Genomic DNA, 25,202 nt, shown 5'->3' with positions numbered 1-25,202 from the left:
TCTCTTGGTTCTTCTTCGCCCAGCGGGCATCCGTATCTTTTTGAGCGCCAACGTTCGGATTCTTTTCAAAACGATCAGGCGTTTCACCGCGTTTTATCTGTTTGTTTTCTTCCTTTTTATTGCGCTGCCTGGGAACATCGACAAAACTCGCATCCACTATTTGACCTTTTCTTGCTTGAAAACCGTGTTCCTCTAATTGAACATCAAAAGTAAAAAACAAACGCTTCATTAAACCAGCTTTGACTAGGTTTTCTCTAAACAGCCACACTGTCTTGGCATCAGGCACCTTGTCCGATGGAGTCAGACCTAAAAACCGGCAAAAAGAATAGCGGTCCCGTATTTGGTACTCTATCTGATCATCGGATACATTGTATAAGTGCTGAAGTACGAGTACTTTGAACATCAGAAGCTCGTCATAGGCTTTACGACCCGCATTGCTTTTTCGGTTTGACTTTCGTATTTCCTTTAAGGTCGGACGAAAGGCTTCCCAAAATATCAGTTTGTTGAGATGAACTAATGGATCTTTTTCATCTAACTTGCGATACCTGTCATCTAAATCAAAAAAGCCGGGCTGAGACATAGAAGGAAACTCTTGAAATTTTTGAACAGTGAGATTATATCAAAGTTGGGCTATTTTTAGAGGTGCCCATAAGACATACTCAACCCCGTCGCCACCGGTGAAGACGTGCCTGAAGAACGCTCCCCTACAACGGCCACTTCTTCTATGCTCAGTTGATCACCGCCGAGAGTAAACGACACCACTGTCGACTGACCTAAGCGCACCTGTATTTTTTGTGTTCGTGCACGATAATCGCCATTTTCAGCCTCAATTGTGTATTCGCCTGTTGGAAGATTGAGTTTAAACGCACCCGTATTGGAAGTATTACTTTTACGAGTGAGCCCTGTTTCAATATTTTTAACAACCACTTCAGCATTCGTAATAGGGTTACCGGCTTCATTTAATACCACCCCTTTGACACTGCCATTAACGTTACCGCCCGCAGACAATACAGGAAGTGACACACATGCGGATAACACAAACAAAGAGGAATAACCCACTAATTTTGTATTTTTTCTTTTCATACACACCCCAAACTTTCAGACATGATTGTTTTTATGTCACAAAATCAGAACGTCGCACCACAATGACACTTTTGCTCATTTTTTGTGACGACTTTTTAAATATATACAATCTAAAAATAGGTGAGCATCAATTACGCCAAAAAGAATAAAAACAAAGAGAATAAAAGTATTTCAAAGAAAATGTCACAATGAACAACATGCAAGAGAAAAAAGGCAATACAAACTCACTCAACCAAACGCTTACGATAAATTATGTTTACGGTAAATTGAGCGACGCCTCTTGAATTTTAAGTTTCCAACTCTCCATAGGCGTATTGTTAAGATCCAAGTGAGTAATCAAGTGTAGTAAACGTTGAGTGGCCTCTCCATTCGGTGCAGCATCAAGTCGTTGCTTTATCCAATAAGGGGGTATTGCCTGATAATATAGCCTTGCTCGTACATTTAATGCTGATGAAGAATATTTTTCCGGTAATGTTACCTCATAAATCACAGCATCTTGGCCTGGAAAACGCTTTCCCTGATCTTGGTAATCTGGATCATCGCCTACACCTAGAGGGTCGGTCGCCTCCATAAACTCCACCATCAATTCACCTTGATTTTTAAAATGCTCTGACTTTCTCCACCCTTTCGGCAAAAGGCGATTGTCTTTAATATGATGCACTCGGTGAATAAAACTGGTGGTAAATTCGTATTGCGCATTCTGAGTTAACTCTTCGTATATCTGCACCTGATCTTGGGAGGTAATCGTCTGATAATGAGGCTGATAATCGTCGGGACTGGATAAAAATTCGGTTTTTAATGGCTTGCCATCCCCACCGATTATCACACCGGCTTGGTTGGTACTGCCAGAAGACCAAATCGATGTTTCACCATCTAATACGGTAAATTCAATAAAGGCGCGCCGAAACGCTACCCCACTGGGGAAACGATGCCCAGCTTTATTGCGAATGGTTACCCTTGCTCGGAGTGTATTTCCATTACGCTCAAGCACGTCAACCTTTAAGTCTGCCGTCTTCATTTTGGCTTGGAGCAACATATTTTCAACCGCAAGATCAGCTCCATTCGTGGCCGAGGTCATCGGGTCTGTTTTATCGACACCGAGAATTTCAGGAAATTGATCAAACATTTCAACCATAAAAACATTCAATCCTACTAATTCATGCCGCCGATAGTTTTCTCTAAGCGGCACAGTAATATCTGAGTTCGGCAACCGATGTTCACTCTCTGGGTAATTCACATCTTGAATAGAAGCAATTTGACTGCGTAGCGGCTCGATATTGACTGAACCCTCAAAATTTTGAAAAGCATTTGGCATATGACAATCTTGGCAGCTAGCAAATTCTGTCTTCTTTTTATCCGGATTTGCGGCAAAAATACTGTTCTGCCACTCCAGAAAGGTCGCTTGTTCAATACTGTGGGGATAGACTTTTAAAGCGGGGTTAGTTTCTGCGGCAGTTAATATTGGAAAAGTATCTTCCGTTGCCCCAATATTGGGTAAATTGATGGTATGGCACGTACCACACATTTGAGAATCACGAGTATAAGGCTGGCCTTCTGGCGTCAACCCTAAGCTATGCGCCATTGGCTTGGTTGCCACATCATCAAAAGGGCCATAGAGAATTTCATTCTCGCCTCGAATAAATCGCCCGGTGGTATTGTGAAATAGCATATAAGCCAACGATTTATCGGCTTTCCTCGTCACCCAATCTCGATACTCAGGCTGCCAATTCTCGACTTGTTGATGAGAAGGGCCTTTAATTCGATGACACACTAAGCAACTGATGCCCTCTCGCGCCAATTCACCGTATTCATGGTATCGATAATTCTCAGGCTCTTTTTCTTTCAGATTTAATTTTGTACTTAAATAAAAAAAGTCCACTTGAAAATCCGGATTCAAGGTGCGATCTTTTTCTGCGTCAATGGTCAATTGCCGTTGACCCATGGCCCCATGACAACTCAAACACGTATTTCTTACCGCCGTTTTATTCTCTACCAATGTTCCCTTTAAAGGTGAAGGCATTCTTTTTGCGTCCATTTCCAAATAAGCCATTTCACTTTCTAACTGAGCATGAAAAATAGGGTCTCTCCCTGCAAGCCCCATTGGAGACCAACGCCACTCACCATATTCAGACAAATTGTACCCCTCACCATAGGCAGGGCCAGTTTGTGCAAACATCACCAACCCGTAGGGGTTACCACCTAAACCACCGTGACACCCCAAACAATTATCTGAAGTGATAAACGCTTGAGCACCGTCTGGGCCAGCAACCACATGATCGGCCCATTGGCTGGGAAACGCTCTTGGAGAGGTGATGCCGGCCATTTTAAATTGTGACGTAATAGCATTATTTGCCGACGATAAACTTTCTTCAGGTAGAGGAGAATCCTCGGTGAGATCTCTCATATGCGATAACAACATGGGAGCCAAATCCACCGGGTTTGATGCGAAATATTCACTGGCTTTTTCTTCTGGTGGACGACTTGCCCATGGGCGTTGCCACGGCGTTAAACCAAATAAATTTTCAGCAAAAGCATTCCCTTTCAGTTTTGTCAGTGGGTAATAATCGTCATCTGTCAGCTTTGCCGGATTTCGCCAGGAAGGGTCCACCAAAAAACGTATTGGCTCCTGATTCGGCTCCATGCCTTTAATATTGGATAATGCACTGAAGGTAAACCCACTCTCTGCAGAAGCATGACAACGTAAACACATGTCGCCGAAACTGGAATACAGTGGGTGAGAATAATCGTCTAATTGCGCTTTTGTTGCTTCCGCTATCGATTGCCCTTGTTTCGGTGCATTGGGGCCTGTCCAAAACCAGCCATCTTTAGAACCCTGTTGATCTCGAACCATCACCGTCCACCCACTAATCAGCTCACCCAAATCTTTTTCATATTGCTTAGGCGATTTCTGATACTTAGGGTCTTGCTCAAGCTCCTGATAAATAACAGCCGGCGGCAAATACATTTCTTTGATGATCATGGCGCCGTCTGGGATATCCCCTTGACGGTCATTCTCAAGCCACTTCATCACCCCAGGCGAATAAAAAATACGTACCGCTGGGTGCGTACCATAATAATCACCATTCACATAAGGTCCGGTGTCCCTTACTTCTTTGTCCCTGTGCCAACCCAATGCCTTGTATTCTTGCCTCATCAGCCAGGGGTATAATTGTTGCTCATAATTTTGAACAGGGAGTGATCTAGGCAACGGTAATTCTGCCTCTTGAGGTGTTGCGCCAACAAACGGGACAACGCCAAACCAAAGACAATATAAAAAACAAAAATGAGAGGTAACTTGACGAAGCAACAAGCGGATAGTATTCATGGGCTCGCACACAGTTAATACAGTAAAGTAACAAACCTTCAAAAAACGATTTTTTGAAGTGATTTGAACGAATTTTAATGATTCTTTTACTGTAGAAGAGGATTTTTCGTGTGCATTCCAAGAAGGGAAATTGGCGCCAATAAAACCTTTAATGGCGCACAAAAAATATCTATCGATAAGGGCATTATCACCCAAAAATGAAAATCACTTATAAGAATTTTTTTAGGTATTTTTTAGCATATTTTTTTAGCTTGGAGTTCCCAGCTTCTTTTGATACTCGAACTAACGTAGGCCGATAGGATTGATTTCCGCTTTGAGCCAAAGCTCGGCAAAGCCATGCAATCGAATCAAACTTTAATCTAGTGTCAAGGTCATCGGTATAGTGTCGTAATATCTCTTGTTCTAGTACGTCTAATATCGGCTTTACGTAAATTCCATTTTCCGCAATAAATCTTGCTGACGCACGCTTTACGGAATAATCTGAACTTTGAATATCTTTGATAATTTTATCATAGTCCAATACAGAATCACCAGATAAGTAAGGGTTAGATAAATACCAACCACTTTCACGTCTTTTTAGCTCCCTAAAATCTGATAAATCCACATGGTTTGATTCATATAAGCTACCGCTAAAATTTCCTACAGCAGGAACACTCATAGTAGTATCAAGCGTAAGAAAAGTGGTTTCCCCTGGAAGAAGATTAACATCAAACTGACTATCAGAAACACCATGCCCTGTTTTCCAATCTGCAATAACAGTGTACTGACCTGGAATTAAGTCAAATTTGGCATAATGACTACGCGGAAGAACAATTGCCTTTAAATTATTGATTAAAATGGTGGGTTTAAAAACAAGCGGCGGAGTAAAGTCTGGGCGAAACACAATGAGCGTTGCTTGAGGCTGTTTAACCTCTTTACCCGCCATCTGATTATCAGACTGATTCCCTGCATACACAAAATGAATATTCAAAAAATAAAGAAACAAAAAGAAACGAAAAAATTTCACAAAACAACTCTTTTTAAGCAATGTAAGAAAATAATTTTTTAAATAATTTTTTTGAAAATTAAAGAGGTATTAATGCCACCAAAGGCAAAATTATTGGACATTAAATATTCAAAATCCACTTCACGAGGGGCGCCCATTACATAATCCAAGTCACCACATTTTTCGTCGGGGGTTTTTAAGTTTAATGTGGGAGCGACCCACCCTTCATTCATCATGTGAATGCCCGCCCAGGCCTCAATAGAACCACACGCCCCCAAGGTATGACCAAGATTACCTTTTAAGGTACTGAAAGGAACATTATTTCCAAATAAAGCCGCCGTGGCGTTAGACTCAGCGATATCACCTCGGTCTGTTGCGGTACCGTGTGCATTAACATAGCCAATCGCCGATTTATCCAAACCTGCACTGCGTAAAGACATTTCCATCGCAATTTGCATGGTTTCTTTTTTCGGCTGAGTCACATGGCTACCATCGGAGTTATTGGCAAAGCCAACAATTTCCGCATAAATCTTCGCGCCACGAGCAAGAGCATGTTCGCGTTCTTCTAAAATTAATGTTGCAGCGCCCTCTCCAATCACCAAACCGTCTCTGTCTTGATCAAAGGGGCTGGGTGTCAGTTTAGGTGTATCGTTTTTGGTGCTGGTGGCAAATAAAATATCAAAGACAGCGGCTTCGGTTGGGCAAAGCTCTTCGGCGCCGCCTGCCACCATAATGGTTTGCATACCGTATTTAATGCGCTCATAGGCAAAGCCAATTCCCTGACTACCGGATGTGCACGCACTGGACGTGGGAATAACGCATCCGCGCAAACCAAAAAATAAACCAATATTCACAGGCGTAGTGTGGCCCATCATGCGAATATAGGTTGTCGAGGTAATGTGATTCATATTGCCGTCAATCAACATGCTGCCAAATTCCGTGACGGCATCAGGACTACCGGTAGACGAACCATAGGCAACACCCACCTCACCACTTTTAAGAATGGGGTCGTCCAACAGGCCTGCATTGTCTAAAGCCATTTCTGATGCACGAGTGGAAATCAGGGCAATGCGCCCCATCGTGCGAGTTTTTTTGCGAGAATAATGAGCCGGGGGTTCAAAATTCGGAATGGGCCCGGCCAAGCGAGTATTCAAATCACTGTATCGATCCCATTCGGGCATCGTCACAATGCCACTGCGCCCTTCTTTTACGCCTTCACTGAAACTGTCCCAAGAATCGCCCAGAGACGTTACGGCTCCCATGCCTGTGACAACAACCCTTCTTTCCATTAAAACATACCGCCATTTACTGATATTACTTGTCGAGTGATATAACCCGCCGGCTCTGACATTAAATAACTGACTAAAGAAGAAACCTCTTCTGGTTGCCCCACACGATTCATGGGAATAAGCTTTAGTGCTTCTTCAATTGGCAACTCATCGGTCATTTCTGTATCGATCAAGCCCGGGGCAACACAGTTTACCGTAATTTTTCGCTTTGCCAATTCAATTGCCAACGCTTTGGTGGCGCCAATAATTCCAGCTTTGGCAGCACTGTAGTTAACTTGGCCACGATTCCCCATCAAACCGGACACTGAAGATAATGTGACAATTCTACCTGGCGCTCGCCGACGCACCATCGGCATCACACAAGGGTGCAACACGTTATAAAAGCCATCCAAATTTGTGTGCACAACCTGATCCCAATCTTCACCAGACAACGCCGGAAAAGCGCCATCAATAGCCAACCCTGCATTACACACGACACCGTAGTAGGCACCATGCTCTTCAATATCGGTTTCAATCACGGCTTTGGCTTGATCACGGTCACTAATGTCAAATTGAAGAATCGTCGCCTTTGCACCGCCGTTTTCAATAGCCAGTTGCACCTCTTCCGCTTTACTGCGCTGACTACGGCAATGTAGAGCAATATCAAATCCGTCTTTGGCCAGCTTTAGCGCAATATCTCGACCAATTCCCCGGCTTGAACCCGTAACTAATATACGTAATGCCATTTCACACAACCCTTAAAACGATTTCATAAAAATAATTTCATATCCGATGAAGGCTGTATGCCCTTTATGGCACCTTCAGCCAATAACTGATTTTCATAATGTATTGTGCAGCGAAACAACGACACTCCACTGGTATCAAGCAATTCCTGAGTTGCCGTCACTTTTAGCGTTTGGCCTTTAGCAAAAACCTCGCAATACGCTTTAAATTTTCGCGTCCCTAAAAGAAACCCTTTTTCAATGGGTTTACCAAGACGTTTAGATCGCACCCCGGCATAGGCACCCATAGCTTGGGCCATGTACTCAATGCCTACCCAAGCAGGCACATCGCCATTTTCGTTTGCTAAAAAAGAAGAGCCATCCTGATTAACAATGGCGATAATGGAATCATCACAGCACGATTCGATGCTCGACAACAAAGACATGGGTTGACGATGTGCTATCACTTCGTCCATTTTCAATTTAGACACATCCACTATTAATATCCGTTATATTTGGGCCTTTATTCAATACATTATTCAATATAGAAAAATGCACCGCATTTTTTACAATATGAATATCCACCCGACCTTCATATTCACATTCCGCAGAATACTGAATGTCGGCCACTACTGTATTTTCTTTATATACCGTTCGATGGGTTGATGCAAAATCCACTCGCCACTGTGGATTGAGCTGCGACTGAATGGCAGGCTCAGGCCAAAAAGCCAATGGATAAATCAGAGAAAATACCTCAAGATCGAACCCCACACTGGACACAAACCGGCTTTGCTCCCAAAGCACTTCGTCATCCCGATAAGATACCGTCGCGAGTCGCTGCCCATAAGCATCTAGCAATACAAAACGTGCCGCATCAGGCTGCAAGCTGGCTCCGATGGTCAGTACAATCGGCTCACCCTCAGACTGAGTATGCAATTGCTGGTGAAGATCCACAGAAAATGGCGGAAAGTCATAATTAATTAAGGCGTGGGTACCTGATGATAAGCTGCCTAAGCGAGGTGATAAAACACTGCACCCACCTAAGAGAAGAGACAACACCGCAATACCCATGGTCACAGCACCCATTAGAGCAGCATCCATTCTTTTTTTCATGGATAACGTTTTAACTATAAGTAACGTTTCAACCATAGATAACCCCTCTCTGGGCACCCCCTTTTGCTGCCATAACACCCAATAGTGGCGCAAGCAATAGATTCGCTAAACCACCTATTAGAATAACCAAACCAAATGCCTGAACCATTGGTGTACTGCTTAACGACATTAATCCAAAGGATAGCATGCTAGTTATGGCGGAAAGGTAAATGGCGACGAATGCATCCGGTCGAATTGGTATACCATCACGCTGAGTAGACTCATTTACAAACACCGCATAATCCAATCCAAGCCCCAGTACCAAAAACAAACCCATTGCATGAAATAACGTAATCGAGTGGCCCAAAAGCGAAATAATACTGATGGTTAATAGGCTGGACAGCATAGGAATTATCATGATTTTTATGGCAACCATCGAGCGGTAAAACAACAATAATATGAGCCCGATAACACCATAGGCTATAATTAAAAAGCGTATGGCCTGTTGGCTATTATTCAAAAGCGCTGAAGACAGATCATCAATCGTGTTCACCCACTCAACACCTTCCATGTTCAAAGCAATGTCTTGTAACGCCTGAGTATTACGGATACCTTTTAAACCCACGACGCAATACCACTCACTGTCGACTTCTCCAATCCATAATGAAGCAATATGTGGAGGCAACACGTTAATCACGCTCTCTGGTGCAATAAAAGTCTCTTGAGTCTGTCGCCACTGCATTAAATGCTCATCGATACTGTCCGACTCGACTCCAACACTCTGCAAAAATTCAGCGTGGCTCTCATTATAAAGAGTATGAGCGAGTAATTCGTCATTGGATTTTTGGCGCTTTTCAGACGGTAAATAACGGCTGATTTGTCGGTAGCCTTGCAAAACCTCAGACGCTACAGCCTCATCCAACGCAACGGAAAGATGTTCATCCATTTGCAGCATGGCTTGTAAAGAATCACCATGAACAAGGAAGAATTGATTTGGGGCAATGTCCGTCAATAAGTGGCCCATTTTCTTCGCCTGATGGATTAATTCCGGAGAAGGCGTGTGTAATTGTCGAACATCATCTGACCAATTAAATGAGAGCATTCCATGCACAATGGTTCCTAATGCACATGTCACCAGCAATATCATGGCAATACGGCTTTTCAAAACCGCTTTGTAACGTTGAATAATAACTTCAGTGATCACACTGGGCCAAACACGAGACTGGTTTGATGATGGAGACAATAGCGGGTAAAAAACCACCACAAACAACCAGGCACTGATCAAACCCACCATCGAAAAAATCGCGATTTGATACAAGCCAATCATTCCAGACTGCACCAAACAAAAATACCCGATAACCGAGGAAAAAAGCGCCAAGCTAATGCCTTTAAATACGGACTTTAACGCAGAAGGCCCATCCACACTTTGTCCATCGCTTTGCTCATCAGACAGATATAAGCGACACAAAAAGTGCAATGCATAATCCACAGAGACACCAATTAAACTGGCTCCAAATACCAAAGCAATCATGTGTATCTGGCCAAACAACCAGTGGGTAAGTATGAAACCCGCCAACACACCAAAACCAATGGAGAAAAATGCCATACATAAAGGAACGGTGGATCGAAAAACCAGAATAAATAAAACAATAATGGCAAGCAAAGAGCCGGAAGCAATCAAGCTAATTTCTTTTTGAGCTTGCTTAGCCGCTTCATGAGTGTGAAAGATCAATCCAGATTTGAATACTTCCACATTAGAAAATTCAACTAACCGGCCATTGAGTTGATCCACTGCGGCTCGAGTTAAAGATAACGGCGCTAAATCAACGCTAGGGGTAAGAAATAGCAACGCAAAATGAGTACCTTTGTTATTGCCGTAAAACACGTTGTCTTGCTGTTCAAGATTTCCTTGAACCAAGGTTTCTTCAAGCCAATTCCCCCAAAGGTTATATGGATCTTCCACAAAAGGTAATGCTTGATTACTCCCCCCTGGTTGAAAAAGGCGCATTAATGCCTGTTCTCGAACCTGCCCGGCACCGCCCTCTTCACTCAGAGAAATTCGCATTTGATGACTCAAAAAGCGGTAACGATGCTCAATGGCCACACTCAAATAACGCTCTATGTGAGTTTCATCTACAGGGCCTGGAGAAACATGCCAATATTGATTTTTATCTACCCAAGAGGCTAATGATAATGCGGCTTTTCGCACCTCTAAATCGTCTTCATTTAACACGGCAAGCAATACTGAATCCCCTATCAAAGAATGCACTTGGGATTGAGCCTGAGACACAATTTCGGTTTGCGCATCTCGTGGAGCCAACTCGGTGAAATTACTATTTAGATGAAAACCAGAAGGTGTTTGCACAATAACAGCAAAAAAAAGTAAGAGACTGTACGCAATAAACAAAGCGCGACTTGCTTTTATGACAGGCTTAATATTCTCCATTTAATACTCTCTCCGTGTAACACTAGCAAACTAATTGCATTGCAAGAAATCAATGAGACGACATCGCACAAGGAAGTGCTGGAGATGAAGAAAAATAGGCGCAGTAATCACCGGGCAAATTATCATGGTGTGTTAATTGATCAAACTTAATAATGGTCTGATCTCCACTAGCACTGACAACCTTAATATGCTGAACAAAATCCCGGCCCGACAAGTGAATTTCAGAAAGCACTTTTTTTACGACAATTTGGGAGGGCTGCAAAATCAATTGCCACTGATTTTCTTGTTTTGTTTCTTCAATGGTAAATTGTTTTTCCAGTATTGATCTATTACCAGACAATAACGCCATAATGATTTCACTGATGCGACGCTCCATCATATCCGGCTTCTGAGCACTTTCTAGGGTTCCATCGGGTTTCCAAGTCAATGTTTGATCAGCCAGATACGTCACAGACCGAACAAAGGGCTTTTGGGCCTGCCATAACACCCCCTTTTCTTTTAAATAGGCAAATGTACCCTCGGTTTGGATAGGGAAAGAAAAGCCTTTTAAATGCTTCTCTTGCTGAAAACGCCCTTGGATAAATTCATCCATCACAGTATGCTCTTGCGACGCTACCGAAAAAGTCAGCGCCCAAAGTCCAAGCAGAAAGACAAACCTATTCATGATCATGAATATAATGATTCACCATGTTAATCAGTGTTTGTGGTGACTCAAATAATGTTTCACCAGATTCAATATCCACCACCATTTGCGTTGTTTGGGCTTTACTCAGCACCTCACCCGACTCGGCATCCATAATTCGATAATTCACCCGCAGTCGATTTTCCCATTCCACCAAACTGGCCTCGACGATTAACCTTTGCATAAAAACCGCAGGCCGAATAAATTTTGTTCGCATCTCAACAATGGGCCACATGTGCCCCGTCTTTTCCATTACCCTGTAATCGTAACCCAACGCTTCAAGCAGTCGGCATCGAGCAATTTCCAGGTACTTGGCATAGTGTCCATGCCATACCACACGTAATGAATCTACATCGTGAAATTCAACCACCACTTCTGTAGAAATTGTCACCACACCCATTTTATTGCTTTTCAAAGCTTATTCCCCTAACGAAGTTTTCGTATAATTAACCGAGGGATTCGTAATAACATTCCAAAAAATAATCGTGTATGCATCCAAGAGATACGAAGGTTGTCATTTAATAAATCGAAGTGAGACGCGATGTCGTCGTCATACTCTACCTGCGTTGGAATATGCCGAATTTCCAAACCCGACCAATACAGCCGTACTAAAATATCGGTATCAAACTCCATTCGACGACCAACAGCGTAGTGCTTCAGTAACGTCATCGTTTCAGCCAACGGATACAAACGATAGCCACACATGGAATCCTTTATTTGTCGAGACCAAGTATGAATCCAAACCCATACATCCGTAACCATACGCCCGTAACGCCGGTTAGCAGGCAATGATTCATAAGCGCGGTGCCCTGAGATCACATCACAAGGATGCGCCTCTGCTAAAGACATAAACAACGGTAAATCGTTAAGATCATGCTGGCCATCTGCATCCACCTGAAGTGCATGGGTAAAACCTTTTTCATAGGCAATGGCTAAACCATCACACACTACCGCCCCCTTGCCTCGATTTTGATCAAAGCGCGTCAGGCTAACATTCTGATTTGTTTGTGCTAATGACTGTAACACCTGCTGGCAAGTTTTATCACTACCATCATCCAATACAATACACGGATATCCTAACGACGTAATTACCTCAACAACGTCTTTAATCTTTAAATGGTGATTGTAAACAGGAATAATGACGCAAGGATGATAAGACTTCACGATAAGAACATCACTCTGCCGGAAGCAAACTCACCATCATCATTAAGGATGAAAAACTTGGCAAAATCAGGAGACACCATCAAGCGTATTTGAAGCTCTTCATCAGGGCGGATAGGTCGAGAGAACTTCAATCGTTCAAACCCGGTGAACTGGTCACTAACACCACACTCGTGCAGCAAATGCATTACCCAATCCAATTGAGCAACACCAGGTAAAATTTGAAAACCCTCAAAGTGTCCATTAAACCACTTAAGGCAAGAAGGCACTTTACATTGAAAAGTGGCCGATAAATGCAACGCTTGTTGACGCTCTATCTGTGAATCAATAATTTCTGGCAGTAATTGAGATGGATTGTTATAAGAAACAGAATTGATCATAAGACTCCCTAGGTCGTAAAGCCCGATACTTTAAATGACCTGGCATCCCTTACGATAATGGAAATACGCGATAGAAACAGATAAAAACCCAATATAAAAAAGGCTCAAATAGTAAAGAGCCTTCAGCAGTTAGGCCTCGCTGACCATCAGGTCATAAACAACATCCACAACATTTTGCACCGTTCGGACACTCTTAAACTCGGATGGTTCAAACCGTTTTCCAGTTAGTTGTTTCAGTTTAACGATCATGTCTACAGCATCAATGCTGTCAATGTCCAAATCACCGTACAATTCTGACTCAGGCTTAACGTCCTCTGGGGAAATTTCAAATAACTCTTCTAAAATTTCCGCCAACTGTTGAAAAATCGCGTCTTTATTTTGCATCAATTTCTTTAAATCCCATTTCTTGAGTGCCCTCTGTTCAATTATAGACAGACTGTAAAATTATAGACAGACCGTAAAACAATGACAGAAAGACACTAAAATTATCGATACGTATTTAGCTTACCAAGCATAATTCTGGCAAACACAATGTTAATCAGATCGAAAGGCGCTGCAGGTGCCATAGCTGTATGCTAATAAAATAGGCGCGCATTCTAACAAAACACTGCCATGCATTCTATATTAGTGACTTAAAAGATTGCGATAAAAATCTTCTAAGTATTGCGTCAATTTACGTGCCTGGGCGCTCGGCATTAGGTCATCATTTAGAAAGGGCTTTATTGAGATCGGCGGCAATGCATGAAACACAAAGTGAGGAGGCTGAGCCGGAATATCGTACCATTTCTGATTTTTTAGTAAGGTCGCAGGCCGACATTCAATCAGTATTGGCGTAATATCGCACTTTGCATGAACTGCAATGTTGGCCGCTCCCCGTAAAAACTTCAGAGGCTCACCTGCGCGAGTCCGAGTACCTTCCGGGAAAATGATAATCGAACTACATGCCTGCAAACTCTCCGCTGACTTGTCCAAAAACTGTGCATCAGAATTAGAAATATAACCAGCTGCCCTAATGGGGGGTAACGTAAAAAGATTGTGAAATAAACTTTCTTTCACAATACAATTTGCGTTTCGAATAATCGAGAATAAAAAAACGACATCCAATAACGATGGATGATTGGCAATAACCAAATTGCCTGGTGTTTGAAAACGCTCAGGCTCAATGATTTCATAGGTCAGTAAACCGACCAATTTCATAAAACCAATATACAGTTTAAAGGTATATCGTAATATAAAACGAGCCAATTCGTACTTTTTATGCTTATCCTGAGGAATTAAGGCATAAAAAAGATAAATCAGAGAGATTAACGCAGCAACGATTGGCCCACCCAACCCAAACAGCGCAAAAGATAAACCGGTTGCAGCAATGCGCCAGCCTCGATCAATACGTCCCCTTCCAAGGCTCGGCATAATAAGCATTGCCCCACACTGTTTCCAATTTGTCGGCGGGCATCACGGTCGTACTCGCCTGAGATAAAATCAATTGAATATTAAAGGTGAATTGAACCTACACCTTCAATCTCCACATCCAACTCTTGTCGACAAACATCCGCTTGTAAATACAATGCTGGAATATGTCCGTATTGTTCCTCTAGCTTTTTTCGAATAAGAGGGTAGTCCGCTTGATGACGAATGTAAACTTTCAACAAATCAAGTCCAAATCGAGCGTCTATTTTTTCCATTGGGTCAATCTCATTGACTTGATCAACCAATGCACTGATGTTCTCCAGGGTGAGCGCCAATTGCGCTAAAACATCCCCTTGGTGCTGACTCTCATACCCCACAATACTCGCCGTGCCTGAAATATACATATCCGCCGAGCGGGCCCAGCTTTTGTATGCAGCGCGAGCAAAAGAAGGAGCCCTTAGGCCATATTGACGAGGGTAGTGATAAGCACTGACTTGACGAGCATTCTCAACTTGAACCGACTTTTCTTTGGAGGCGATCATATAGACAATCAACTCTCCCTCATGACAGCCCAATGCTGATGCGGCGGGGAAATAACGATCTAGATATTCATGCTCAATTAACGCATTGTGGCGTCCTAAGCAAAATTGCTTATATCGCTCTTCATCCCCCTCCCCTTTATTTATATCCTTAAAGTAATTCCAAGCGCGAACCACATTGGGATAACCCCGTGAAGAAATAAAATCGAGTAATCGACTATAAGCCTGATAGGATAACTCCGTCATATCGGTGCCGGGTGTTTCGGACATTTTTACGGAAACCCAAAGTATTTCCTCATTGCACGACCAGCCAAGCCCTGTTGACTCATCAACACCGTACTCTACAGGCGTATCACTTAACCAGGCTTCACAACAATATTCATCATCAATCCGTATTAATGAGGTGGACGCAACACGAGGGTCATCGCCACAGTATTGGCCTGGCAAAAAGCTGACGACACCAAGCACACGATCGGAGCGCAATACCTCCGCTACAGATTCTTGGCGATACTCACAACGAAGTGACATAGGAATTGAAATCAAGTTAAGACCATTATCAGTAGTGAATAAAATAAGTAGTGGATAAAATAATGAATAGGTTCAAGGCGCGCCATACTACCCTTATCAAAAGAGGGATTCAATTTACTCAAACGCTACACGCTTCCAAGCACTGACGGAAAAAGTTCACTTTGAAAGCGTGTGACTTTTCTTGCGCCAAACACCGTCCTTGCTTTAACATTCGGCGTTTTTTAACCGGGTCAAATTCATGAAGGAATCATTGAAGTCGTCGTCTGAAAACGATCGCATCGCACCACACCCTGTGCTTTCTGACTACTACGAAGACGAACAGAGTCGAAGAAAGCGAGTCGATGACATGTTCGACTCCTCCGCAGAGCATTATGACTGGATTTGCAACGTCATGAGTTTTGGCTCGGGCGGCTGGTATCGCAAACAAGCATTATTGCGAAATGGATTAAAATCCGGCATGAATATTCTCGATGTCGGGGCAGGAACCGGTGAAGTCTCCCTCCTTTCCCAAGAGATTGTCGGCCAAAATGGCAGTGTAATTGCCCTTGATCCCAGTAAAGGAATGCTCACCCAGGCCAAAACCAATGGTGTCAACGTCGCCACGATGGGGCTTGGTGAAGCATTGCCCTTTCCAGATGACACCTTTGATATGTTAACCATGGGATTTGCACTGCGCCATGTGGCCGATCTCAACAAAACCTTTAATGAGTACCGACGTGTACTTAAACCCGGTGGAAAAGTGTTATTACTTGAAATTTCGCGTCCAGACTCCGCCATCCAAACTCGCTTATTAAAAGCGTATATGAAAGGTATTGTACCACTGGCCACCCGTATTTTTCGACGCAGCGCGGATGCACAAGAACTGATGCGTTATTACTGGGATACCATAGAACACTGTGTGCCACCCAACACCATCGTCGAAGCACTCCAAGCCACGGGCTGGAAAGCATCAAAGCGACATGCCGTAATGGGCATCTTTAGTGAATACACTGGTATAAAGTAATTTTTTATCGCAATTTGCAGACAGGCAAACACTTATGACTCAAGGCGCTATTACCGAACTTGAACTCGCCAACATTATTGTTGATGTATTGGATCTCGAAGACATTGAACCAGAAGAAATTGAGCCCAAAGCCGCCTTATTCGGCTCTCAAGACCCCAACGGACTTGGGTTGGACTCTATCGATGCTTTGGAAATCGCTCTCGCCATTGCTCAGAATTACAACATTCAATTAAAAGCGGACGATGAAAATAATCATGCCATTTTTAACAGCCTTTCATCGTTAACGGAGTATATCAACGCTCATCGATAAATGAGAAAAAGTGAGTTAACAGCGCAATTTCAACGACCTATATTTCAAAGGTATATGTTATAACGCGCCTTGTAATACAAATACCGCGATAAAAAGAGAGCCAGTAATGCCTTCCATTTTATTAATTGCTGGTTACCCGATTTTATCACACCTCTCGATCACGCTTGCCTATCCCATTTTGGGCTTTGTCGCATTTTTTTTGCTGATCAGCGGAATATTTTTACCACTGATTCAGCAAAAGCGCCCTGTGGCCATCGTAATTTACATCGCCTTGTTATGCATTGGTTTTGTTTGCTTTAAGGCAGGCATTCTCCATTACATTCTTTCAATACCAGCGATGGTCATTCCCATCTCGTTATTCATTGTATTTGGGCAAACCTTACTTCCCCGTCAAGTTCCCTTAGTGACCGCCGTTGGAGAATCTGCACGAGGGCCACTGACCGAATCCATGCGCCGTTACACGCGCAGAGTGACACAACTTTGGGTTGTTGTATTGGGCTCCATGGCCATATCAACAGGCGCATTCATGCTGTTTGCATCACCTAACACCTTGTCTGTGATGACCAACATTGTGAACTATCTTATAGTCAGTGGGGTCTTTGTGGGTGAATTCTATTATCGCAAGTATCGCTTTAAAGATCATAACCACCCAACGTTTTCTGAATATTTAAAGATTATTGTTCGCTACAACCCAAGAAAAGCCAAACTCCACAAATCCGGCTCAAATAGCAATAGATAACTAAGCAACGAAATTCATTTAAAAAACAACGAACCATGTCTGACGACACTATTCCACTGATTTTCGATTACACACCTGAGCAAATCATTTTGCAGCAAGGCAGTAATGTATTAACGCAAAAAAACTTGCTCGAAAAAGCATACGCACTTGCACAACAATTACCTCACAACAGTTATGCTGTGAATGTGTGCAAAAACCGAGGTAATTTTTTGTTGGGGTTTATGGCAACACTGATCGCTGGCAAAACCAGTTTGCTCCCGCCCAACTCCAATGCCTCGACCATAGAAGAAATGGCAGGAGACTATCCAGACAGCCTTCTTCTTTGTGATGAAGGGTTCGATGCACTGTCGATAAAACACAAACTCGTCACGGTGAATGCTTGGGCTACAGATCAACTTGAGCAACATTCAGGCTTTATCGAACAACCCAAAATCCCCAGTGACCACCTTGCAGTCATTGCATTTACCTCTGGCAGCACAGGAAAACCCACCGCCAATGCTAAGCATTGGCAAAAACTGGCCGGTACTGCACGCCGGTTAAGTCATCGTTTTCAATTCACTCCCCAAACCACTCTGGTAGCCACAGTGCCCTCACAGCATATGTACGGTTTGGAAATGACGATTTTGCAAGCATTACAAGGCAGGTGTCGACTCCGCGCCGAGCACCCTTTTTTTCCGCAAGATATCGTGCAACTGTTACACGACGTTAACTCTAAGGACGTGAACTCTAAGAGAGAAGGACGAACATCAAATCAACCATCAAATCAACCACTAGAACAATCATTAAAACTACGAGAGGCTGTTTTAGTATCTACTCCAATTCATTTACGCTCACTGCTGTCTATTACGGCCAAGCACATTGGGGTAAAAAAAGTCGTCTCAGCAACCGCGCCACTGTCAACTTCACTCTCTAATGAGATCGAAGCCCACCTCTCCACTGAGATTCATGAGATTTTTGGGTGCACCGAAGCAGGCAGTATTGCCACACGACACACCGTCAGTACCGATCAGTGGCAAATGTTAGATCAGCTCACCATTTCTCATCATAACGATCATGCACAGGTGGATGCCCCCTACATACCCAAGCCCATCCCCCTTACTGATCAAATCGAGATTATTACCCCTCAACACTTTCGTTTTGTCGGCCGATGTGGTGACATTTTAAACGTTGGGGGCAAGCGCCTATCATTGGCAGATTTAAATGTGAAATTATTGGAAATTCCGGGTATTTCAGACGGCTTTGCCTTCCTGCCAGACCACCAAAAAACCGGTATCGGGCGTCCCAGTGCACTGATTGTTAGCGAACTTTCGGAAGCAGAAATTCGTCAGCGCCTAGCAAAGAAAATCGATTCGGTATTTTTGCCACGCCCGATAAAAAAAGTCGATAAGATACCTCGAAACGCCACAGGAAAACCGCTTAAACACGCCATTGAGGCATTAATCACTAAGGAAAAATAATGGAAACCAGCGGCTCACTTACACTGCCCATTCCCCCAGCGCACCCCTGCTTTGCATCGCATTTTCCCGGCGACCCTTTAGTGCCCGGTGCTCTGCTTATTGAATGGATTAAAGCACAACTTACCCCCCTGCTCGAAAGGCACATTATTAACGGCATTCAAACTGTAAAATTTTTGATGCCAGTTCGACCTAACGACAAATGGGAGCTGAGCTACACCATCAAGTGGGAAAAACAACTCATCGCAATTTCCCTCTCACGCAATGAAGCCCCTACACTCAATACGGCACCACTCAATACGGCACCACTCAATACGGCACCACTCAACACGGTACCACTTAACACAATATCTGCACTGAAAGGCAATTTACGAATCAAGGAGTGTTTGCGTGGCTAACCCCGCCCCTCCCAACCGAGAGCAACAGTGGGAACAACAAGCAGAACGCAGCAACCCCTTTATGCTCAAATTATTGGTAAAAATTGCCCTGTTATTTGGGCGTTCCTTTACCAAGGTTATTCTCGCAGGCACCGCCACCTATTTTTTGTGGTTTGGGGGCGAAGCCAAGCAACACTCTAAACAGTTTTTGCAAAAGATATTACCGCGCCCTATCCACTGGAAAGACATCTGGCAACATTTTTACGCCTTTGCGCAAGTCTCTGTGGATCGACTGTATTTTCTCTCTGGCCGGCTCAAACAATTTCATGTTGAGGTTATCGGTGAAGACATCATTCGCCAACACATTGAATCACAGCAAGGTGGATTATTGTTTATCGCCCACATAGGCAGCTTTGATGCTTTACGCGCCTGTGGCGAATCCCAACAACGCTTTCCATTGTCCATTCTTCTGGATAAACAACACAACCAAACGGCAATGGAACTCATTAATACGCTGAACCCTGCCATGGCTGAGCAGATTATTGATGCACGACTGCCAGCGCCAGAGCTGGCGTTAACCATTAACGAGCGTCTACAAAAAGGTCAACTTATTGGCATTATGGCCGACCGCGCCGCCAGCGGTGATAAAACACTACCTTGCCATTTCTTGGGGGCACAAACCATGCTGCCGCAAGGGCCATGGCAACTTGCCCTGATGCTCAAAACGCCAGTCATTATGTGCACGGGTTTATTTTTAGGCAAAAACCGCTATCAATTGCATTTTCAAACATTGTGGGACGGCAGCCCTGTTCCAAGAAAAGAACGAGCAAGCAAACTGACTGAGCTCATACAACACTACGCAAACCAGCTAGAACATTATGTTAAGCTGGCACCTTATAACTGGTTTAACTTTTACGATTTTTGGTCCAATGACTCCTCTCAAAATCACTGACTATACGTTGACTACGGCTTTAGGCCGGGGAAAACAGGAAAACATAAACGCCCTTCAACAAGGAAAAACCGGGCTATCGCCCTGCCACTTCTACGATATTAAAGACCTCAACACCTGGGTGGGTGAGGTAAACGAGGTAGAATCAACAGAGCTGCCTACACATTTAAGGGCATTTACGTGCCGAAATAACCAACTCTCCGCCCTGACTTTATCGCAAGATCACTTCGCTCATCGTGTTCAAGAAAAAATCAGCCAATACGGATCACATCGTATCGGCGTATTTATCGGCACCAGTACTTCCGGTATTCATGACACCGAAAAGGCCTACTTAGAAAACGAAAATAACGGAGTCTCATTACCCGAGTGGTACAACTACTCCGGGTCACACAATATTTATTCTTGCGCGGAATTTATTCGGCAATACTTTGCGTTGAATGGGTATTCCACCGCCATATCAACGGCTTGCTCGTCATCCGCTAAAGTCTTTGCCAGCGCAGAACGAGCCATCGCCAGTGGTTTGTGCGATGCCGCCATCGTGGGTGGAGTGGATACCTTATGCCTCACCACACTCTACGGATTTAACGCACTGCAAGTGGTATCACCGGACATTTGCAAACCCTCTAATCTTAATCGACTTGGCATTAATATTGGCGAAGCCGCCGGTTTTGCATTTATTGAACCCGCCACCGAAGATGACGACGGTTTTGGAGTGTTAGGGTATGGAGAAAGCAGCGATGCCTACCACATGTCGACTCCACACCCAGAAGGAAAAGGCGCAGCACTAGCAATGCAAAAGGCGTTAAATAAAGCGCAGTTATCCGCAGCCGACATCGACTACATTAATTTGCATGGCACCGGAACACCCGCCAACGATTTATCCGAATCTAAAGCCATCGTCTCTGTCTTTGGCAGCCAAACCCCTTGCAGTTCTACCAAAGGCTGGACGGGCCACACATTGGGCGCTGCCGGTATAATCGAAGCCTTATTCAGCCTATTCACCTTGGAAAATCAATGGATTCCCGCCAGCTTAAACACCGATAACATCGACCCGGACATTATGGCGAACATCAACACACTAAGTCGTGATACTCGTGTGCAATACACACTGTCGAATTCGTTTGGGTTTGGGGGAAGTAATTGCAGTTTAGTGTTGGGGGCTGTCAATCGATGAACGTGTTTATTAATCAAGTTGCTGTCGCCACACCTGGATTACACAACTGGGAAGTGGCTAAAAACGTCTTTAATAGCAACACACCCTTTGAGCCTGCGCCGCTCGAAAAATACAAACCGCAATTGCTCCCTCCTAATGAAAGACGGCGGGCCACGTCCCTCGTTCGATTGGCTTTTCAAGTCTGCGAAGCAATCGCAGACCACACTGACAACAACCTTGGTCAAACTCAGACTGTCTTTGCCTCTTCCGGCGGCGACTACCAAATTATTGACCAAATATGTCGAGCGTTATGCAAACCAGAACGCATGGTATCGCCTACACAATTTCATAATTCGGTGCACAATTCTGCAGCCGGATATTGGGGCATCGCCACACACTCACCGGCACCCTCCACCAGTATTTCGTCTCATGATTTCAGTTTTGCAGCAGGCTTACTCGAAGCCGCCGCCATTACCTGTTCAGAAAACAGCGATACCCTCCTGGTTGTATACGATACACAACCGCCGGAGCCCATTATTTTTAAACGGCCAATCACTCTGCCTTTTGCCACCGCGCTCTTATTCTCACCTACGCAATGCGACAACACGATTGCCAAGGTGGAACTTTCTCTTTCGCCCGAAAAAAATGACCCTACCCCTTGCAAACACCCAGAGGTCGAACTGTTAAGATCACAGAATCCAGCAGCACGGAGCCTGCCATTATTGGAATCGTTAGCCACCCTGCAGCAAGGGAGCCACCAAATAATCAAACTTGCCATGATGGGCGAACAAACACTGGCCCTTCACTGCGAGAAACTGTGATGACCTCAAGCGATAATCAACCTCATTCACAATCACCTTTAACCCGAGAAGCCATTGCGGCATTGTTGCCGCACGGGAATGAGATGAGTTTAATTGATCGTATTTTGCAATGGGATCACCACCGTATCGTCTGTTGCACAACCAGTCATTTACGATCAGATAACCCTTTATTAACCGACGGCAATACCCTAAAGACCTCTATATTAATGGAATATGCCGCGCAAGCTGCTGCTGTTCATGCGGGGCTTATTAATTCCAACCTTGGATTAACTCGCCCGGCTTACATTGGCGCAATAAAAAATGTGGAATGGCATTACGATGAAGTACCCAATGAACCCAACGGGGTTTTAGAAATTGCTGTAAACACCGAGCTTTGTAATGCAACGGGTGCAATTTATGATTGCACCATTCACTATGGCCTCGCCCAGAAAAAAACGGATGAAAAGGATGCCCCAAACACGGAAAATAGCGCACCCGATTTAATGGAAAACACAATACCAATAGAGAATAAAACACTTCTCTTAACTGGTCGCCTGGTATTGGTAATTCCACCACAGTAATTGACCACCTTCATTTTTTACACAGCTCATACTCTAAACGCGAGCAGCCAGCCGATCTATCCACCACACCTAATTGCGAATACATCGGCTTTAAGTCACTTTTGCGCACAAAAGTGACCGCTCAATAGCCTAAAGTGGCTCTTCCTCTAATACCTTTGTACTTTTGTTATAGCGATAAACCGTGTCGCCCAGAATTAAGCCGGGGAATTGATCCGAATTACCAAAATCCCATATGGTCTCATCCCAATCTTCATACAACACACCCACATTACACACCGCATTTGGGCTTTGAGGGTATTTCAAGTCAACATACCGTGCACCAAAAACAGACTGCTCAGTAATGGCAGCCGGGCCATCCATTTCACCAATACCTGGAAATACGCCCCTTTGGTTGAAATGATAATTACCAGAAAAAAATGCCTCCGGCGGGCTTAAGTCATCACGCCACATTAACGAGCCAAAAAACCCGCCCACTTTTTTACCCAATGTGGCGGTATTCGTCCGCACTGCGGTCAACGATAAGTTATTCAGGAGAGCATCATTCGTTATAAAACTTTCACTAATAAAACGCCCAATAAATCCGCCGATGTATTCCTCACCGATGACTTTACCTGCCACCATATTATTTTGAATACGGGTGTGCAAAATATTCTCTACAAAAAACCGACCGATAAGGCCGCCCACACCCGTTTTCCCTCCCCTAACATCTCCTATAGCAATGTTTTTTTCGATAACGGCAGGAACCGGCTCAATACCCACCGCATTATAACAACCGGCAATGCCTCCTGTTGCCGAATGACCGGAGATTGATCCGTAACTAATGTTCTCTTGCCATTGTGTATGCAGATACGCCCCCTCAGCAAAGTGCCCTCCAATGATTCCTCCTGAACAGCTTCCTCGCGAGTGTACATCCGTGAAAATTCGATTATTAACGGCTGAGAAAAAACCTTCCACCATAAAGCTCCAACCGACTAAGCCACCAGAAGAGCCACCACGAGCCAAAACAGAGCCCATCACCTGATTGTTATTCAGTTTCAAAGACGCGGCAAAACCGAGCCCCTCTCCAACAATCCCACCTGCACTGAAGCCCGCTTCTAAATCGACATTCACAATATTATCTCTAATTTCAACTCGACCACCTTCCGAATTAAAATCATAAAAATAACCGATCATTCCGCCCACTATACCGCCACCTGAGGCAGTCACATCAATATCGTTATTGTTAATCTGTACCAGCAAAGCATGGTCATTGCGAATGGAACCAATAATACCCGCCGCATTGTCCAATTCACTGGTTACCGAAACGTTTATTCGGCTGCGTGTAATAGACACATAATTTCGAGCCACATACCAAGGATCGATAGTTATTTCACCAATAACCCCTCCGGTATTCAGCCCCCCATTGACAACCGTCATCAAGTCCAGCTCATCCAATTGAATGGCAACACGATTTAAATAAAAACTGCCTTTTAAATCCACTTTACCAATTAACGCACCCACATTAGTTTCACCACTCACGCCTTTATCATCCGTGCTAACAGAGAGGTTGCGAATAAACCGATGAATATCTCCTCCCATCACTATCTCACCAGACTCACCGATGGTGGTGACCACACCCAATAAACCAATATTTTTTCCTTGCGTTTCTACATCATCACTTTTTCGATGAATGTATAAGCCAGATATACGGTGACCATTCCCCTCAAAACTGGCTTGAAATCCATTGTCTTGCGTACCAATAGGTAACCACCCATTGTTGGAGCCATCTCCATCATAATCGTAATAATCATCCTCTGATGAAATAATGCCATCGTTATTCGTATCAAAGGATAAGTCGGCCACCAATTCGTACCCAAAACACCCGGAGCTCGGGCACCCCTGCTGATAGCGATTCCCTGAAAAATCCACCAACGCCGTGCCCAACATGTCATTTCTCATCCAATCCAATTGCTCTAAGGTGGCGATCTCGATTAAGCCATCACCATCACTGTCTACGGTGAGATTACTGTGCGATGCATAAACCAAACCACTCAAAAAAACAAAAGAAGCCACAACAAAAATAAACTTAAGAAAAGAAAGCGTGCGCTTTTTTACACTTATAAACATGATTAATTTCCTTATTTAAAGCGAAAGACCATTTCAAATATCACTGTCGCTATTGCTACACCACACTCTAATCAGCCAGACTGAAAGCAATAACAAAGAGACAATAAATTCG

26 protein-coding genes and 1 pseudogene are annotated in these 25,202 nt (G+C 43.9%); 9 read left to right on the top strand and 18 right to left on the bottom strand.

Annotation, left to right across the window (positions count from 1 at the left end; genetic code table 11):
- The 16 genes from LU351_RS15685 to LU351_RS15610 form a co-directional block, all read right to left on the bottom strand.
- A partial coding sequence (locus tag LU351_RS15685; RefSeq protein WP_232592392.1) for a transposase occupies nucleotides 1-580 on the bottom strand: 580 nt, incomplete at its 3' end.
- Nucleotides 581-636: 56 nt separating this feature from the next.
- Nucleotides 637-1,083 carry a carboxypeptidase-like regulatory domain-containing protein gene (locus tag LU351_RS15680; RefSeq protein WP_232595032.1) on the bottom strand — a complete coding sequence of 149 codons (447 nt, stop codon included), beginning with the start codon at nucleotides 1,081-1,083 and terminating at the stop codon, nucleotides 637-639.
- Nucleotides 1,084-1,339: 256 nt separating this feature from the next.
- On the bottom strand, nucleotides 1,340-4,408 hold the full coding sequence (locus LU351_RS15675) for a hypothetical protein (RefSeq protein ID WP_232595031.1): 3,069 nt from the start codon (nucleotides 4,406-4,408) through the stop codon (nucleotides 1,340-1,342).
- A gap of 208 nt (nucleotides 4,409-4,616) precedes the next feature.
- Complete coding sequence (locus LU351_RS15670) at nucleotides 4,617-5,414, bottom strand: hypothetical protein (RefSeq protein WP_232595030.1); 798 nt, start codon at nucleotides 5,412-5,414, stop codon at nucleotides 4,617-4,619.
- Nucleotides 5,415-5,452: 38 nt separating this feature from the next.
- Nucleotides 5,453-6,682 (bottom strand): beta-ketoacyl-ACP synthase, encoded by a 1,230-nt coding sequence (locus tag LU351_RS15665; protein WP_232595029.1) that lies wholly within the window; start codon nucleotides 6,680-6,682, stop codon nucleotides 5,453-5,455.
- Entirely contained in the window at nucleotides 6,682-7,407 is a 726-nt protein-coding gene (locus tag LU351_RS15660) for a 3-ketoacyl-ACP reductase FabG2 (protein WP_232595028.1), read from the bottom strand. Before LU351_RS15660 ends, LU351_RS15665 begins: the two co-directional genes overlap by 1 nt.
- Nucleotides 7,408-7,430: 23 nt before the next feature.
- The gene (locus tag LU351_RS15655; RefSeq protein WP_232595027.1) at nucleotides 7,431-7,874 is read right to left on the bottom strand and encodes a hotdog family protein; all 444 of its coding nucleotides are present in this window, start codon (nucleotides 7,872-7,874) and stop codon (nucleotides 7,431-7,433) included.
- Nucleotides 7,867-8,532 (bottom strand): DUF3261 domain-containing protein, encoded by a 666-nt coding sequence (locus LU351_RS15650; RefSeq protein ID WP_232595026.1) that lies wholly within the window; start codon nucleotides 8,530-8,532, stop codon nucleotides 7,867-7,869. The genes LU351_RS15655 and LU351_RS15650 overlap by 8 nt, the downstream gene beginning before the upstream one ends.
- Nucleotides 8,525-10,921, bottom strand: a complete 2,397-nt coding sequence (locus tag LU351_RS15645; protein WP_232595025.1) for an MMPL family transporter — start codon at nucleotides 10,919-10,921, stop codon at nucleotides 8,525-8,527. The genes LU351_RS15650 and LU351_RS15645 overlap by 8 nt, the downstream gene beginning before the upstream one ends.
- Before the next feature lie 49 nt (nucleotides 10,922-10,970).
- Complete coding sequence (locus LU351_RS15640) at nucleotides 10,971-11,591, bottom strand: outer membrane lipoprotein carrier protein LolA (protein ID WP_232595024.1); 621 nt, start codon at nucleotides 11,589-11,591, stop codon at nucleotides 10,971-10,973.
- The gene (locus LU351_RS15635) at nucleotides 11,578-12,018 is read right to left on the bottom strand and encodes an acyl-CoA thioesterase (protein WP_232595023.1); all 441 of its coding nucleotides are present in this window, start codon (nucleotides 12,016-12,018) and stop codon (nucleotides 11,578-11,580) included. Before LU351_RS15635 ends, LU351_RS15640 begins: the two co-directional genes overlap by 14 nt.
- Before the next feature lie 11 nt (nucleotides 12,019-12,029).
- On the bottom strand, nucleotides 12,030-12,767 hold the full coding sequence (locus LU351_RS15630; RefSeq protein WP_232595022.1) for a glycosyltransferase family 2 protein: 738 nt from the start codon (nucleotides 12,765-12,767) through the stop codon (nucleotides 12,030-12,032).
- Nucleotides 12,764-13,144, bottom strand: coding sequence for an ApeI family dehydratase (locus LU351_RS15625; protein WP_232595021.1), 381 nt, complete (start codon nucleotides 13,142-13,144; stop codon nucleotides 12,764-12,766). The genes LU351_RS15630 and LU351_RS15625 overlap by 4 nt, the downstream gene beginning before the upstream one ends.
- 129 nt (nucleotides 13,145-13,273) lie before the next feature.
- Nucleotides 13,274-13,528 (bottom strand): acyl carrier protein, encoded by a 255-nt coding sequence (locus tag LU351_RS15620; protein ID WP_232595020.1) that lies wholly within the window; start codon nucleotides 13,526-13,528, stop codon nucleotides 13,274-13,276.
- A 240-nt stretch (nucleotides 13,529-13,768) separates the two neighbouring features.
- Complete coding sequence (locus LU351_RS15615) at nucleotides 13,769-14,554, bottom strand: lysophospholipid acyltransferase family protein (RefSeq protein ID WP_232595019.1); 786 nt, start codon at nucleotides 14,552-14,554, stop codon at nucleotides 13,769-13,771.
- An 80-nt stretch (nucleotides 14,555-14,634) separates the two neighbouring features.
- Nucleotides 14,635-15,618: a chorismate transformation FkbO/Hyg5 family protein gene (locus LU351_RS15610; protein ID WP_232595018.1), complete on the bottom strand. Its 984-nt coding sequence runs from the start codon at nucleotides 15,616-15,618 to the stop codon at nucleotides 14,635-14,637.
- Nucleotides 15,619-15,856: 238 nt separating this feature from the next.
- On the opposite strand from LU351_RS15610, the gene LU351_RS15605 reads away from it, so the two are divergent.
- The 5 genes and pseudogenes from LU351_RS15605 to LU351_RS21065 form a co-directional block, all read left to right on the top strand.
- Complete coding sequence (locus tag LU351_RS15605) at nucleotides 15,857-16,621, top strand: class I SAM-dependent methyltransferase (RefSeq protein WP_232595017.1); 765 nt, start codon at nucleotides 15,857-15,859, stop codon at nucleotides 16,619-16,621.
- A 34-nt stretch (nucleotides 16,622-16,655) separates the two neighbouring features.
- Nucleotides 16,656-16,931 (top strand): phosphopantetheine-binding protein, encoded by a 276-nt coding sequence (locus LU351_RS15600; RefSeq protein WP_232595016.1) that lies wholly within the window; start codon nucleotides 16,656-16,658, stop codon nucleotides 16,929-16,931.
- A 106-nt stretch (nucleotides 16,932-17,037) separates the two neighbouring features.
- Entirely contained in the window at nucleotides 17,038-17,670 is a 633-nt protein-coding gene (locus LU351_RS15595; protein WP_232595015.1) for a COG4648 family protein, read from the top strand.
- A 35-nt stretch (nucleotides 17,671-17,705) separates the two neighbouring features.
- A complete protein-coding gene (locus tag LU351_RS15590) occupies nucleotides 17,706-19,127 on the top strand; it encodes an AMP-binding protein (protein ID WP_232595014.1) in 1,422 nt (473 codons plus the stop codon).
- Nucleotides 19,127-19,360: pseudogene (locus LU351_RS21065) on the top strand (ApeI family dehydratase); the annotation flags it as partial. The gene LU351_RS15590 and the pseudogene LU351_RS21065, both read left to right, overlap by 1 nt.
- Here the strand turns inward: LU351_RS21065 and LU351_RS21060 are convergent.
- Nucleotides 19,339-19,455: a hypothetical protein gene (locus LU351_RS21060; protein ID WP_416053966.1), complete on the bottom strand. Its 117-nt coding sequence runs from the start codon at nucleotides 19,453-19,455 to the stop codon at nucleotides 19,339-19,341. The pseudogene LU351_RS21065 and the gene LU351_RS21060 overlap by 22 nt on opposite strands.
- A gap of 59 nt (nucleotides 19,456-19,514) precedes the next feature.
- Here LU351_RS21060 and LU351_RS15580 point away from each other — a divergent pair, with 59 nt between their 5' ends.
- From LU351_RS15580 to LU351_RS15565, 4 genes are read left to right on the top strand one after another with little or no spacing between them, the layout of a single operon-like run.
- Nucleotides 19,515-20,453, top strand: coding sequence for an LpxL/LpxP family acyltransferase (locus tag LU351_RS15580; protein ID WP_232595012.1), 939 nt, complete (start codon nucleotides 19,515-19,517; stop codon nucleotides 20,451-20,453).
- A complete protein-coding gene (locus tag LU351_RS15575; RefSeq protein WP_232595011.1) occupies nucleotides 20,431-21,624 on the top strand; it encodes a beta-ketoacyl-[acyl-carrier-protein] synthase family protein in 1,194 nt (397 codons plus the stop codon). Before LU351_RS15580 ends, LU351_RS15575 begins: the two co-directional genes overlap by 23 nt.
- Nucleotides 21,621-22,424, top strand: a complete 804-nt coding sequence (locus tag LU351_RS15570) for a beta-ketoacyl synthase chain length factor (protein WP_232595010.1) — start codon at nucleotides 21,621-21,623, stop codon at nucleotides 22,422-22,424. The genes LU351_RS15575 and LU351_RS15570 overlap by 4 nt, the downstream gene beginning before the upstream one ends.
- Nucleotides 22,424-22,984 (top strand): hypothetical protein, encoded by a 561-nt coding sequence (locus LU351_RS15565; RefSeq protein ID WP_232595009.1) that lies wholly within the window; start codon nucleotides 22,424-22,426, stop codon nucleotides 22,982-22,984. Before LU351_RS15570 ends, LU351_RS15565 begins: the two co-directional genes overlap by 1 nt.
- 129 nt (nucleotides 22,985-23,113) lie before the next feature.
- Here LU351_RS15565 and LU351_RS15560 read toward each other — a convergent pair whose 3' ends face one another.
- Nucleotides 23,114-25,090, bottom strand: a complete 1,977-nt coding sequence (locus tag LU351_RS15560) for a hypothetical protein (protein WP_232595008.1) — start codon at nucleotides 25,088-25,090, stop codon at nucleotides 23,114-23,116.
- Nucleotides 25,091-25,202: the final 112 nt, after the last annotated feature.

This window comes from Marinibactrum halimedae, from assembly GCF_021234875.1.
Taxonomy (GTDB): Bacteria; Pseudomonadota; Gammaproteobacteria; order Pseudomonadales; family Cellvibrionaceae; genus Marinibactrum; species Marinibactrum halimedae.
The sequence above is the reverse complement of the archived record's forward strand: the minus strand, read 5'-3'. Positions and strand labels throughout refer to the sequence as shown.